The organism is Limnospira indica PCC 8005, from assembly GCF_000973065.1.
Taxonomy (GTDB): Bacteria; Cyanobacteriota; Cyanobacteriia; order Cyanobacteriales; family Microcoleaceae; genus Limnospira; species Limnospira fusiformis.
On record NZ_FO818640.1, the window covers coordinates 2,396,781 to 2,410,347 of the forward strand.

Below are 13,567 nucleotides of genomic sequence, written 5' to 3' on the forward strand. Positions count from 1 at the left end.
CTTCCTTTCTTTTCTCTCTCCCTTCCCTTTTCTTTCTTTCACACCCGGGGGGGGTGTTGCGCAGGAGGGTTTTTTTTTTTTTGTGTTGGGGGGGGGGGGGGGGTTCTTTAAGAAGGCGCCCCCCACCCTTGGTTTCCCGGGTTTTTTTTAATTTTTTAAAGAGAAAATTGGAGGAGATATGGAATTCGCGCCAATTTTTTCGGGGAAAATGGGGGGTGTTAGAAATTGGGGAGCCTTTTCCCCCCCAAAATTTAGAAGAGTTTTATTTTAAAATAAAATCCCAAAGCCTTGGCTGTGTTTATGAGGGCTTAGAAACTTTTTTTAGATAAAGACTAGGGTTTTCAGGACACCCCCCCCAGGGTTCATTTTGGGGGGGGAAAGTAAAAAGCCGAATTTTTCCTAAAATTAAGGGCCCTTAAACATAGCAATCCATGATGGCAATGGGTGAAGACAATCGGCATTGCTGGTGACCGAGTAATCCTAGGATGATGGTCAATTTTAACGCCGCCCTAGTATAAGGGACGGGTTTTGACTAGCTGGTGAATGTCGTATCCGTTTCCGATGCGAATGTCCATGGGGCCCTCTCTACTGCTACGGTTTTTATTATCGGCTAGTTTGTTGATTAGATGCGATCGCCCATCAGTCCCGCTAGAGGATAAACCCTTGATTTGACTCGGTTTCGGCGGTTGGCGAATTTTTTTTTCAGAAAAGCGTAAAGAAATGTTGCAAAGTTGGTGGTAAGTGTGTTAAGTTTTCTTTAGTTGAATCAAGCAAACCTATCTAGGAGTAACTCACAATGGAAAATCAAGGAACTAAGGTGGGGTTCAAAGAATACGCGGAAACCTGGAACGGTCGCCTCGCTATGCTTGGTTTCGTCATCGGTGTTGGTACCGAGTTACTGACCGGCCAAGGTATTCTGTCTCAATTAGGATTAATGTAGTTTTCCTCAAGTGACGGGGATCTATTTTTCCTAATTCTGGGGATTCGGCTCTATAATTAACTTCTAAGGATTCTGAGGCTATAGCTTCGGAATCCTTTAATTTTTGTGGTTTTTGGTATCAATGAAGCTCACCCCACCTGCCCAAGGCAGGTGGGGGTGTCAGTGCTAACCTGAGACTGTACGAGTCCACAGGTCACACAAACAAGCCCAGCTTCTAGGCGAGGAGCCCTCGAACGTTGGATCGAGGGCTCCTCGCTGTCCTTTCGGCGAGTGAGCTGAAGAATACCTCGTGCAGCAATATTGAGCGCCCCATTGAGGTCTGCATTGTATCGCTTGCCCGAGGAAAATTTAGCCAGAGCATAGTTGTTGGAGTCTCGCCCTTTCGACTCCACTACCGTCATAAGCCAACTTTTAGGTGGAGCTACGACATCAATGACCTTACCGCCTATCTCTTGCCACTTCATCTCAGTCAAATCTCGAATCATCCCTTTGAGCCATCCATGAAAGCGTTGGCGCAGTAAGGAGCGTTTTCGCCCTCCCTTAGCCTTCCATCCTTTCAGGTTCTCAAAGACAATAGCATCGGCATTGAACTGTTGGGCAATCTGCACGATACGCTTCGAGACAATCTGCCCAATTTGACGGTTGATATTACGGCATTTACGGTAGGTATGAGAGCAAAAGCCTTTCTGGAGACTTCCGCCATGTCCCATCGTTTGGCTGGCTCGTTTAGATACCGATTTCAGCCACTTATCCCGACGGTCGCCGTTCCGCTGGACGCAGGTTCCAGCGGCTGCGGCGACTTCGTCTATGTCTCTGGCTGGGTGAATAAACTCCCGATAGGTTACAGTGCCGTCAAAATTCACGACTGCCACAGTAGCGGTGGTGTTGATACCCAGGTCAACACTGACGACTCTACCCTCTCCTTCCCGTTGAGGTGGATGGCACTCAAATGGAACTGAGAGATGACAGGCCGAATTTGGCTCATTGAAGATAAGGGACGGTGACAGCAGCTTGTTGCTGTCCACGGTATGCCGTTCTCGTAGGCTGGGTATGCCAACGTTTGTCCAGACCCAATCAGTTCCGTTAAAGACCTTGATTTCGATGCGGTCATAGCCATGGAGTTTATAGCACTGACCCTTATACAGGGTCGGATAACAGCCACTGTTGGGATTGAGGGCGGGAGGTTTGGCATCCCGACGTTGACGAGTTCCCGATTGCCATTTCCGATATCGGGTCATGTAGCTACTGACTTGGCCAGAGCGCGAAGACGATGGCAGCCCTCCGGTAATAGCTGGGGAACTTGTAAAAGGTTTGGTCAGATTGCCGGTATTTGGGGTTGGGGTTCTTCGCGGTTTGGTGAATGAGTTTTTCGACGGCTAGAACCCGTTTTTGAGTCGATAACCCTCCTAGAGATGGCCAATGAGTTAAGAGAATTCCCATCAAATGCCGACAGACACCTAGGGAGACCTCAACCGTTTGGATTAGCAGCACTCGCGCTGCTGCTGTCGGGTTAAGATTCCATCGGTCTGTATGGATGATTGATGTGGGTTTGTTGGTTAGCATGGTGTCATGTTAACCCATGGTGAACTAAATGTCAAAAGCTCTCAGGTCTTTCTCTCACACCGTTGCCAGCATCAAGATTCATATAGTGTTTGTCACCAAATACCGTCATCCCGTCATCTCTGGGGAGATAGAAGAGGACATGAGCGAACTTTGTCGGAGCATCTGCGAGAAGAATGATTGTCTCCTAGAAGAGGCGAAGGCAGATTTAGGGACTAATGACCATATTCATTTATTGGTTGACCTAGCTCTAATGGTCTCTATTTCTAAGCTCTGCAATACTATGAAGACCGTTACCAGCCGCGAAATCAGGAAGCGTTTTGTGCGACAATTGAAACCGTACTATGGTCGTCCGGTTTTTGGGAAGCGTGGATTTAGTGTCGTCTCGGCTGGTTGCGCCTCGTTGGATGTCCTCAAAGCTTACATAGAGGGGCAAGGCTACGATGATTGACCTGACCGATCCTTGACCACCACCTGCTGACGCGAGGTGGGGGAATGCGTCGCTATTTTTGTTCAATGAAAAGGAGAGATTAGCAAATTGCCAAAAAATGAGCAAACCAGCTTCCGAGATTATCAAGAAGATGGTCATCTTTGGATCACGTTATTTGCTGGTGAATACTATCCAGATATCCTATCATTAGCCTGTGAACTTTATCAACCTGTACTGGTCACATTTGGTCATCTGTTAAAGTCGTCCCATTCTTCAACGGATCTATTTTTGGCAATTACACAAATCCAACCCGTTTAGATGCGGATACAACTTGGTCGAGTATTCAGAAAATATGTGAGTCCAGAAACACCTGTAGAAATGCTCAAAAAAAAATCAAATGCTGATCAAATATGTAATCGATTTGGCAAGGGATTTCGTTTAATTACAGAAGTTCAATCCCAATTTTTGTCGAGACCTATGCCTGATGAGGCTTTATGTGCCGTGCTTTGGGAATATAAGGAGCGTGGTAAAAAAGGATATGATCTAACAGAAAGGCTATTTAAAATCGTTCGTGAACAATATTCAAAACTGGAGATTATCGGCCCTCAACGTGCTGGCAAAGATGTAATATTAGGAGAATTTTTGTGATAATTATCCTCGACCAAATCGCCCAGTAGACTTTGTTTTATTACATAATAATCAGCCAGTTGCTGTGGGTTTAGCTAGGTATGATTCAGACCGAGGTGGTACTCAAGAAGATGATCGAACAGGCCAGTATCGTGATTGTGCTAGTGAGATTCTGAAATATGCTCAAACTAATGGATTAAATCTTAAAGTCATATTCCTTAACGATGGCCCCGGCTTACTTCTGGGTTCAATGTGGCGAGATTATGCGGATCTTGAGGATGCTTGGTATGGTAAAGTTAAGGTGGTTACTCTCCGAATGTTTCCAGAACGCATAAACATCGAGTGGTTAGTATCATAACAGTTAATTTATGGCAATTGGAATACCTAAAAAAGATAAATTGCTTGACGATAATCAAGTTGAGCTGGTCTATGCCCATAAAAAATCATACCAGGAAATTATTAATAGTGATTTAGTCGAATATCAAAGTATTTATTCTCATGCTTCACCTAAAAGGTTATATTTTGGCGATAATTTAGATGTTCTTCGTTTACTGGCTACGGAACCCGAAATATGCGGGAGTATTAATTTAATCTATATAGACCCACCCTTTGCGACAGAAAGCCATTTTTTGTCACGAAAACAGTCGAAGGCTTATGATGATACCTTAACGGGTGCTATGTTCGTGGAATTTTTACGAGAACGTCTGATATGGCTGCATCAATTACTGTCAAATCATGGCTCAATTTATTTACATCTTGATGAAAAGATGATTTTTCATATCAAGCTAATAATGGATGAAATTTTTGGTGCTGAAAACTATCGAAATATGATAGTCAGACAAAAATGCAATCCCCAAAATTATACTCGTAGAACTTATGGGAAAACCGCAGATTTTATATTATTTTATACCAAGTCAGATACATATATATGGAATCAACCCAAAGTCCCCTTGTCGGAAAATAGTAAAAAGGAGTATCAATATATTGAACCAGAAACTGGTCGTCAATTTATGAAGGTTCCACTCCATGCACCAGGTGTGCGTCATGGTGAAACTGGGAAGCCTTGGCGGGGTAAAATGCCGCCTCCGGGTAAACATTGGCAATATCCCCCAAAGACTCTGGATGAAATGGACGCACGAGGTGAAATCTTCTGGTCTAAAAATGGTAATCCTAGAAGGAAGGTTGATCTCAATGAACATTCAGGGGTGGGAGTTCAGGATATTTGGCTAGAGTTCCGGGATGCTTATAATCAAAATGTTAAAATTACGGGATATCCAACTGAAAAAAATCCTGATTTATTGAGAATAATAATTGCGGCTTCATCGAATCCAGGAGATTTGATACTTGATGGTTTTGCCGGTTCGGGGACAAGTTTAGCGATCGCTGATGAAATGCAACGTAATTGGATTGGTGTAGATCATAGTATAGAAGCGTTTAAGACAATTTTAAATCGATTTGAACATGGTATTAAACCTATGGGTGATTTTGTCAAAAGTAGTGGGAGTAATTCAGAGGAAGTTTATATACAACCAACATTATTTGACCAAGGCGCTTCTGACCAATTAGATAATCGGGCTAAAAGATTAGATAATCAGGACACTAAAATCACGGATTTCTCAATTTTTGTACCTAGCCCCATCCCCGCACAAATTGAGGATATTGTGAAGACATGGCAGGGTAATGGATAATTATTCTGGTTAGATGGAATCAGGGTCATGGGAGATAATTTGCTATCACTAGAAAATTAATTAGTTTGGGTAAGACGATCGCGGTCATGGGGTTGATGTAGATCCAGGTCAGGACCGAGGGGGATAATTCCGCCGGGGTTGAGGGGAAATAAATTGCCGTAATAGTCTCGTTTAATAACTTCTAAGTTGCAGGTTTCGGCGACTTCGGGAAGTTGATATATATCGCGCAAATAGGGGTAGAGATTTTGATAATCCACTAGGCGGCGACGGTGGCATTTAAACAGGCTATAATAAACGGTATCAAATCGAAAGAGGGTGGTAAATAATCGGACATCTGCCAAGGTAATGCGATCGCCACATAAATAACGGGAATTGGCTAGGGTTTGGTCGATTAAATCGAGGGTATCAAATAGCTGATTACAGGCGGTTTCATAGGCGGTCTGGGTTTGGGCAAAACCACAGCGATAGACACCATTATTAACATATTGATAAATTTGCTCATTCCAAGAGTCGATCGCTTCTTTTAAGGCGGGAGGATATAAATCTAGATCGGGGTATTTCGCGAACTGCTGAAACTCGGAATTTAACATAACAATAATTTCGGCGCTTTCATTATTGACGATCGCCTTTTGCTGCGTGTCCCACAAGAGGGGGACAGTAGCTCGCCCCTGATAACCCGGTTTAGCATTATGATAGAATTCAGGTAGGGTGTTAAATTCGACTTCTGGCTGGTCAAAAACCCACATTCCCGAGTCGGGGGAAGGAGAAACGATATTTATGGATATCGCAGAGGACAACCCCTTTAAAGCCCGGACAACTAGGGTTCTGTGGGCCCAAGGACAACCCCAGCCCACAATTAACTGATAGCGTCCCGCCTCTGGGGGATAGGCTGCTGTCCCTACCTGGTGGCGAAATTGGCTTTCGGGGCGGATATATTCCCCAGAAGAATTACGGGGGGCTAACTTTGACATCATCAACCGCCACATAGTAGTCCAGGCGAACTTTCCTAAACGGACGATCGCCCCTGGGGGGAGGGGGCTACCGCTTTTTTTGGTGGGAGTGGGAGTGGGGGCCATAATTAGTGAACAGGAATTGTTGTAGTGAGACTAATTTAACTATTATAACCAAGTTAGAGATTATGGAAAATAGCGATTGGTTAAAACAACTGAAAACCCATAAAGCGATCGCTGTAATTCGCCCCCCCAGTTGGGAACTAGGTTTACAAATGGCTGGGGCTGTTAGCCGGGGCGGTATTCGCTTAATTGAAATTACCTGGAATGGTGAAAAGGCACCGGAAATCATTAGTAAACTTAGGTCCGAGTTGCCGGATTGTTTAATTGGGACTGGCACAATTTTAACTGAGCAAAATTTACGGGATGCTGTCAATTGTGGCGCACAATTTATATTTTCTCCCCACATTAATTTATCATTAATTCAATTAGCACAAGCCAGGACAATTCCGATAATTCCGGGGGCTTTATCGCCGACGGAAATTGTGACTGCGTGGCAAAATGGGGCGAGTTGTGTTAAAGTTTTTCCGATTTCAGCGGTGGGAGGTGTTGATTATATTAAAAGTTTACAGGGTCCCCTAGGTCAAATACCCTTGATTCCTACTGGGGGAGTAACTTTAAACAATGCTATGAAGTTTATTCAAGGGGGGGCTATAGCGGTGGGATTATCAGGAGATTTATTCCCTAAACAGGCGATATCCCAGGGTAACTGGCAGGAAATTACTGGGCGCGCGCAACATTTAATAGATATCCTGAACTCTGGGGATAAATCAGAAAACGGGGACAAATCCCATGATTCAGAAGGGGTAAAATTCTTCTAAAATGGATTTAGTCATGCACAGACTCTAGGAAGGTGAAATCATGAAAAGTTCAATTCCATGGCGTAAGCTGGGACTATTGGTAGCGGGGCTGAGTCTAGGGGTAACACTGCTTTACGGGGACTCAACTCCGGTACAAGCCCAAGAATTTCATAACATGATAGCGCGGCGGATGTTGGATTTACAACAGTCTTCGGAACGTTGGATTCAAATTGATCTGACTCGCCAACGGTTGATCGCTTGGGAGGGAAATAAAGCCGTTTATGCGGTGATTGTTTCTACTGGAAAACCCTCAACTCCTACCCGTGTTGGTAATTTTAGGGTTCAAACTAAGTATCGTAGTACCCGTATGACTGGCCCTGGTTATGATGTGCCGGATGTTCCTTATACAATGTACTACGATGGCGGCATGGCAATTCATGGCGCTTATTGGCATAATATGTTTGGAACTCCAGTTAGCCACGGTTGCACAAATGTTGCTGTAGACCATGCTAGATGGCTGTTTGAGTGGGCATCAGTTGGCACACCTGTTATAGTACATGAGTAATAGGATTTACAAGCCTAAACGAACTTTGGCAATTGGTGATATTCACGGTTGTTCGGTGGCTTTTGATACCCTAATTAGGGCGATTAAACTGCAACCAAATGACCAGATTATCACCTTGGGTGACTATGTGGATCGCGGCCCAGACTCGAAGGGAATTATCGATCGCCTCATCGATTTACATGACCGAGGACAATTGATTGCTTTGCGGGGAAATCATGAAATTTTGATGTTGCGATCGCGTTCTTTGGGTTGGGATGCCTGGTATCATTGGCAGGCTTCTGGAGGGGAAGAAACTATCGCTTCTTATGGTCATAATGGCGGGTATAAGGCGATTAATTCTATCCCTGAAAAACACTGGTATTTTCTCGAAAAGGTGTGTCGAAATTGGTGGGAAAACCGATCGCATTTTTTTGTTCATGCTAATGTGTATCCCAATTTACCTTTAAATAAACAACCGGAAAGGATGCTATTTTGGCAATCATTTGATCATCCTTCTCCTCACTATTCTGGAAAAACTATGGTTTGCGGTCATACTACCCAAAAAACTGGTCAACCTCTTAATATTGGTCATGCTATCTGCATTGATACTTGGGTTTGTGGTCAGGGTTGGTTAACTTGTTTAGATGTCAATAGTGGCAGAATTTGGCAAGCTAATCAAAAGGGGGAAAAACAAACTGGCTGGATTGATGATTTTGAGATTCCCTACGTCCCGATTCGATTTAGGATGCGCCTAAATCGGCGTTAAAATAGTAGCAAAATATCTCAATTAATGTTTATGCGAATTTTGGCGATTGGTGATATTCATGGCTGTTCAAAAGCCTTTGATACTCTCATAGATATGGTGAGTATTCAACCAGATGACCGCGTGATTACTCTGGGGGATTATGTCGATCGCGGTCCTGACTCTAAGGGGGTAATTGATAGGTTAATTTATCTGTATAATCAGGGTCAGTTAATCCCTCTACGGGGAAATCATGAAATTATGATGTTAGCAGCGCGATCGCATCCTAATAGTTTAGATACCTGGAAAATTTGTGGCGGTCAACAAACTATATTATCTTACCAAAATTCATCCCGAAAAAAACCTAAAATTAACCATATTTTACCTGAACATTGGGAATTTGTCGAACAAACCTGTTTAGACTATTGGGAAGAAGAAACTCATTTTTTTGTTCATGCTAATGTTGCGCCCAATATCCCCCTATCTAAACAATCCAATGACCATTTATTTTGGGAAAAGTTTTATAGTGCTAAACCTCACTATTCTGGTAAAATTATGGTATGTGGTCATACTAGCCAGAAAAGCGGAAAACCTGTAAATTTTGGCTATGCAATTTGTCTTGATACACGGGTATATAGCCCTAAAGGGTGGCTAACTTGTTTGGATATCAACACAGGTAAAATTTGGCAAGCTAATCAACAGGGAAAACGACGGGAAAGCTGGATTAATGAATTTCTATCTAGCCCCCGCCATTTTAATTATGCACCGTGAAAGATAATCACTAGCCTAACTCCCTGGTGTCAGCTTAATTGGACGACTGTTTGATTATTTAATAAGGTTTGACTGGTCAATATATCCTCGACTGTAATTCGTAAAAAACGCTGTTCATCAATCTGAAATTGTACCCGAATACGATCGCTACCAGGATTTCCCGGAGGGGTTAATTTAGCAATACTGCGTCCGGTGTCAGTATCATTTAAAGGTTGGACAGTAGCTTTTCCAGTGTTGAGACTGCGAGTAACTAGGCGATCGCCATCAAAAAAGACTTCTGTTCCCCCAGTTTCGTCGCCTAATTCACCAATAACTAATTCAATACTGGGTTGATTTTCTAAGGAAGCGCCTAACAATAATTCTACCGCTTCTGTCATGGGGTAGGGTTGACCAGATTTAATAATTGGATGCCAATCATGACAATTATCCCGGCGATTCCAATAGCGAACACCATAGCTATGATAAAGAAAGTCCTCAATTTTAGTGCCTAAACTTAGTTGTAATGCACCATGAGAAATCGCCTCAAAGGGTTTTTCGCTGCGAATTTGACTAGGGTTAAAATATTGCTTTACCCAGTCTTGAACAGCCGGAATTTGTACAGTCCCCCCTACTAATAAAACCGCGTCAATATCCCCCACTTCTATCCCTTGGCGACGCGCCTGCTGTAAAACCTGACCCATGGATTTATCTAGGTTCTCAAAAAATTGGTTTTGTGTCAAGATTTCATTGAAGCGATCGCGAGTCATTTCTAACTCGTAACTCTCGAAGGTTTCCTCATTAAAATAAACTTCACTGGCTTGGGTTTTTAGGGATAACTGAATTTTCAGCTTTTCGGCTAAACGGGTGGTTAAAGCATTTTTGACTAATCCCTGGGTTTGGGCGAAATCATCTACCAGCCAATAGTCGATATCTGAACCTCCTAAATTCTGACCTGATTTGGCGATAACTCTCGCGGTTTTGGCTTTTTGTCCAGAAGATTCCGCTAAGGATTTTTGACCCCATTTCAGAATAAAACCTAGGGGATTTTTGGCGGTCGTGGCATCTAAACGGACTAGGGATAAATCCAGGGTGCCACCACCAAAATCTATGACTAGCAATAATTGGCGATCGCCTAATCCATAACCCAACGCCGCCGCTGTCGGTTCATCTATCATCCTCACTTGTGGGACTTCCAAGGACTCGCAGATACGACCTAACCAGTTGCGATAGGTTTCAAAACTATCTACGGGTACTGTAAAAATTAGGGAATCTACCGTTAGGGGAATGTTGCTGATAGCGGCGATCGCATTTTTTAAAAACCATTCTCCTGCGGTTTCAAAGGTGATTATCTCACCGTCAATTTCTGGTAAAAATCCCTGAATATTACTACCAATTCCCCGTTTAAAGTTACGGAAAAAACGCGGATCGTTGGCTAAATCATAACCGCGATCGCGCACTTGTTGACCTAATAAAACTTGTTTTTCCTTGGCATTTTCTACATAAAGCAGACTAGGAATTAATGGGGGATTTTGGGCTGAAATTTGTGACAAACCAGGTAATTTTAGGGTTTCCGGTTGTTCAGTAACTGGGTTCCAACGGGAAATTACTGTGTTACTGGTTCCCAAATCGATCGCGATCGTCATTGGATACTATATCAATAATATTGGCCTATAGTATATTATAGGACAATCAACCCCTACAGATAATTGTTATCCCCTAACCCACCCTCACCAAACCATACAGACCAGTATGCGGTAGTAAAATGTGACATTTCTCTTGTAACCTTGTTACAATGCTGGGCAAAATTTGTAATGGGAGTCGAACCCAGAATACGCCCAGTATCCAACCATGTTTTTTTTGTTTGATGTTCCCAACTTACCGAGTTGGCGGTTCACACTCGCTTCTGAAGGTTTGGCTACCAACAATTATCCGGGTTTATTCAAGTCTCAATTAGATCGGTTGCCCAATTTAAAGCCTGAATTTTTGTATCTAGTTGTCGATGATTTTGGGCTAAACTATCGGTCAATTTTTGCACCTCAGCCACATTAATCGTAGTTAATACTTTCAGTTCTCCTCTGGTATAGCGATCGTAGCGTTCTGATGCTGCTTCAACTGCCGCTTTATAAACACTGCGCTTGAGTTTGAGTGTATCCCTTTCTGCTAAAGCATCTGATAGAGATTTTCCCTCTAATTGCGTGACTGAGTTAGTCCGATTGATTTGCTGAATTAAACGCAGCAGTTCAGCGCTTAGATTTTCTAACTCCCCCATTAAGTCTTGGGGATCTTCGGGAGGTTCTTCGCCTTCCTGAACTTTCAGAGTTCGCAACAACCGCTGTTGTAATTGAGCGATTCGCTTCTGCAGATCAGCGCGTAAAATTAAGGCTTCTGCTAATTTCACAACCATCACCTCCCCCAAATTAACGGTATATGGTTTAGGACATTTTCCGACAATACCCCCATTTTAAATCTAAAATCAATTTTTGTCAAGACTTAATTTTGCTCTCTAGCAGTCATGGTTACTGTGACAACCTCAAGCCCGACTGAACTCGCCATAAGCCGTTATAAACTCCCTGTTTTTCCAGCAATTCCTCATGTCTTCCCCACTCGACTAATTGACCATCTTCCATCACATAAATACAGTCAGCATTGCGGATAGTGGAAAGACGATGAGCGATCGCAATAGTAGTACGATTTTGGGTGATGTATTCCAGCGATCGCTGAATGGCTGCTTCCGTTTCATTATCTACCGCTGATGTCGCTTCATCTAATATCAAAATGGGGGGATTTTTCAAAACAGCACGAGCGATCGCAATTCGTTGTCGCTGTCCTCCCGATAGTTTCTGACCTCTTTCTCCCACAATTGTATCATATCCTAGGGGAAAACTATTTATAAAACCATCAGCCTCAGCCACTTTCGCTGCACTAACAATCTCATCAAAACTGGCATCAAAAGTGCCATAGGCGATATTTTCGGCTACAGTCCCATGAAACAGAAACACATCCTGACTGACTAAACCGATCGCTTTTCGTAAGTCCTCCAGTTTAATTTGTTGTAATTCTATGCCATCTATCAAAATGGTTCCTGACTGGATTTCATATAACCTTAATAACAGTTTGACCAACGTACTTTTACCAGACCCAGTAGCCCCGACAATAGCAATGGTATCTCCCGCAGGAATATATAGGGATAGGTTTTTAATGACTGGCATTTGAGGGTTATAGGAAAAAGTGATATTTTTAATGTCAATTTCTCCCCTAACTTCCTGACTATTTAAGGCAATATTTCCGGGGTGAGTAGCAATGGGGGTATCTAGTAAATTCATCACCCGATTGGTAGAAGCCATCGCCCGTTGATATTGGTCAAAAGTTTCTCCTAGGCGAGTTAAAGGCCACAGCAGACGCTGAGTAATAAACACCAAAACACTATAGCTGCCTACTGCTAACCGTCCTTCTATGGTTTGTAAACCGCCAACAATTAAGGTGGCAGTAAAACCAAAGAAAATCAAGAATCTAATCAGGGGAATAAAGGCGGCAGAAAAAGCGATCGCACGTCGATTAGCTAGTCTATAGCCTTGACTTTGCTTGCCAATTCTTTCCGCTTCATATTCTTCGGCGGTAAAACTTTTAATGGTGGTAATACCCGTCAAATTATTAGACAATTGACCATTCAGAAAACCAACTTTTTCGCGGACTTCTGCATAACGGGGCGCTAACCTTTTTTGAAACAGTATGGAACCCCCAACAATAAACGGCATCGGTAGCATAGCCAACCAAGCCACTTCGGGAGATATAATGAAAAAACCACCGCCGACAATTAATATTGTGGTCACTACTTGCAGAATTTCATTAGCCCCAACATCTAAAAATCTTTCCAGTTGATTAATGTCATCATTCAGGATAGACATTAAACTGCCGGTGCTGCGTTCTTCAAAATAGGATAACTCCAGATTTTGCAGGTGTCGATAAGCATCTAAACGCAGTTCATGTTGAATGGTTTGGGCGAGGTTACGCCACAGTAGTTTATAAATATATTCAAATAGGGATTCTAAACCCCAAATTATGCCACTGATAATCGATAAAACAATTAGTTGACTTTGGACATTTTCAATACCCCATCCGGCGATAAATGAGTCCTGTTCATTAACTACCACATCCACCGCCGCACCAATGAGAACCGGAGGCGCTAGGTCGAAGATTTTATTGAGAATTGAGCAAATACTGGCCTGCCAAATTTGCAGACGATAGCGATCGGCATATTCAAATAACCGCCTCAGAGGGGACTTAGAAATAGTAGGATTTTTGGTCACAATTTAAAGGTTGTTAAGTTTTGTAGAGATATGATAATTTTTTATTTTATGCACATAGCCAGCTTTTTGTCAAGGGTATCTGGGGATGGTCCAAATATTCTGGGATGTGGTAGTAGCCTAAAAAAAGGTGGGTTTTGGAGGTTTTGGGGGGAGGCAAAAGATTTATAAA

General features: G+C 42.9%; 16 protein-coding genes. 10 read left to right on the top strand and 6 right to left on the bottom strand.

Translation table 11 applies throughout. The annotated features are described in order from the left end of the window. Positions 1–796: 796 nt before the first annotated feature. Complete coding sequence (locus XZ46_RS10505; RefSeq protein ID WP_048895048.1) at positions 797–940, top strand: CAB/ELIP/HLIP family chlorophyll-binding protein; 144 nt, start codon at positions 797–799, stop codon at positions 938–940. Between the two features lie 128 nt (positions 941–1,068). Here XZ46_RS10505 and XZ46_RS29065 read toward each other — a convergent pair whose 3' ends face one another. Next, positions 1,069–2,178, bottom strand: coding sequence for an IS200/IS605 family element transposase accessory protein TnpB (locus tag XZ46_RS29065; RefSeq protein WP_048895049.1), 1,110 nt, complete (start codon positions 2,176–2,178; stop codon positions 1,069–1,071). Between the two features lie 4 nt (positions 2,179–2,182). Next, positions 2,183–2,503: a hypothetical protein gene (locus XZ46_RS38545; protein WP_008052705.1), complete on the bottom strand. Its 321-nt coding sequence runs from the start codon at positions 2,501–2,503 to the stop codon at positions 2,183–2,185. A gap of 28 nt (positions 2,504–2,531) precedes the next feature. Between XZ46_RS38545 and tnpA the strand changes: the two genes are divergently transcribed. From tnpA to XZ46_RS10535, 5 genes are all read left to right on the top strand, one after another. Beyond that, positions 2,532–2,951: an IS200/IS605 family transposase gene (tnpA, locus tag XZ46_RS10520; RefSeq protein WP_006669042.1), complete on the top strand. Its 420-nt coding sequence runs from the start codon at positions 2,532–2,534 to the stop codon at positions 2,949–2,951. An 87-nt stretch (positions 2,952–3,038) separates the two neighbouring features. Beyond that, a complete protein-coding gene (locus tag XZ46_RS36515; protein WP_008050354.1) occupies positions 3,039–3,248 on the top strand; it encodes a hypothetical protein in 210 nt (69 codons plus the stop codon). 36 nt (positions 3,249–3,284) lie between these two features. Beyond that, positions 3,285–3,578 (top strand): hypothetical protein, encoded by a 294-nt coding sequence (locus XZ46_RS36520; protein WP_008050355.1) that lies wholly within the window; start codon positions 3,285–3,287, stop codon positions 3,576–3,578. Positions 3,579–3,642: 64 nt separating this feature from the next. After that, on the top strand, positions 3,643–3,915 hold the full coding sequence (locus XZ46_RS36525) for a hypothetical protein (RefSeq protein ID WP_008050356.1): 273 nt from the start codon (positions 3,643–3,645) through the stop codon (positions 3,913–3,915). A 10-nt stretch (positions 3,916–3,925) separates the two neighbouring features. Next, entirely contained in the window at positions 3,926–5,245 is a 1,320-nt protein-coding gene (locus XZ46_RS10535; protein WP_008050357.1) for a site-specific DNA-methyltransferase, read from the top strand. 56 nt (positions 5,246–5,301) lie between these two features. Here the strand turns inward: XZ46_RS10535 and XZ46_RS10540 are convergent, their stop codons facing one another. Further along, positions 5,302–6,321, bottom strand: a complete 1,020-nt coding sequence (locus XZ46_RS10540; protein WP_008050359.1) for a glutathione S-transferase family protein — start codon at positions 6,319–6,321, stop codon at positions 5,302–5,304. Between the two features lie 62 nt (positions 6,322–6,383). Between XZ46_RS10540 and XZ46_RS10545 the strand changes: the two genes are divergently transcribed. The 4 genes from XZ46_RS10545 to XZ46_RS10560 are packed head-to-tail and all read left to right on the top strand — an operon-like array spanning position 6,384 to position 9,112. Further along, positions 6,384–7,076 carry a bifunctional 4-hydroxy-2-oxoglutarate aldolase/2-dehydro-3-deoxy-phosphogluconate aldolase gene (locus XZ46_RS10545; protein ID WP_006626055.1) on the top strand — a complete coding sequence of 231 codons (693 nt, stop codon included), beginning with the start codon at positions 6,384–6,386 and terminating at the stop codon, positions 7,074–7,076. Positions 7,077–7,116: 40 nt separating this feature from the next. Continuing rightward, entirely contained in the window at positions 7,117–7,620 is a 504-nt protein-coding gene (locus XZ46_RS10550; RefSeq protein WP_006669039.1) for a L,D-transpeptidase, read from the top strand. Further along, the gene (locus tag XZ46_RS10555) at positions 7,613–8,365 is read left to right on the top strand and encodes a metallophosphoesterase family protein (RefSeq protein ID WP_006626053.1); all 753 of its coding nucleotides are present in this window, start codon (positions 7,613–7,615) and stop codon (positions 8,363–8,365) included. Before XZ46_RS10550 ends, XZ46_RS10555 begins: the two co-directional genes overlap by 8 nt. 24 nt (positions 8,366–8,389) lie before the next feature. Further along, positions 8,390–9,112, top strand: a complete 723-nt coding sequence (locus tag XZ46_RS10560) for a metallophosphoesterase family protein (RefSeq protein ID WP_008050361.1) — start codon at positions 8,390–8,392, stop codon at positions 9,110–9,112. 29 nt (positions 9,113–9,141) lie between these two features. Here the strand turns inward: XZ46_RS10560 and XZ46_RS10565 are convergent, their stop codons facing one another. The 3 genes from XZ46_RS10565 to XZ46_RS10575 all read right to left on the bottom strand — a co-directional run bounded on the left by XZ46_RS10565 (position 9,142) and on the right by XZ46_RS10575 (position 13,398). Next, positions 9,142–10,734: an Hsp70 family protein gene (locus XZ46_RS10565; protein WP_008050365.1), complete on the bottom strand. Its 1,593-nt coding sequence runs from the start codon at positions 10,732–10,734 to the stop codon at positions 9,142–9,144. 296 nt (positions 10,735–11,030) lie between these two features. Beyond that, entirely contained in the window at positions 11,031–11,495 is a 465-nt protein-coding gene (locus XZ46_RS10570; RefSeq protein ID WP_006619497.1) for a DIP1984 family protein, read from the bottom strand. Positions 11,496–11,607: 112 nt separating this feature from the next. Beyond that, positions 11,608–13,398 (bottom strand): ABC transporter ATP-binding protein, encoded by a 1,791-nt coding sequence (locus tag XZ46_RS10575; RefSeq protein ID WP_008050367.1) that lies wholly within the window; start codon positions 13,396–13,398, stop codon positions 11,608–11,610. Positions 13,399–13,567: the final 169 nt, after the last annotated feature.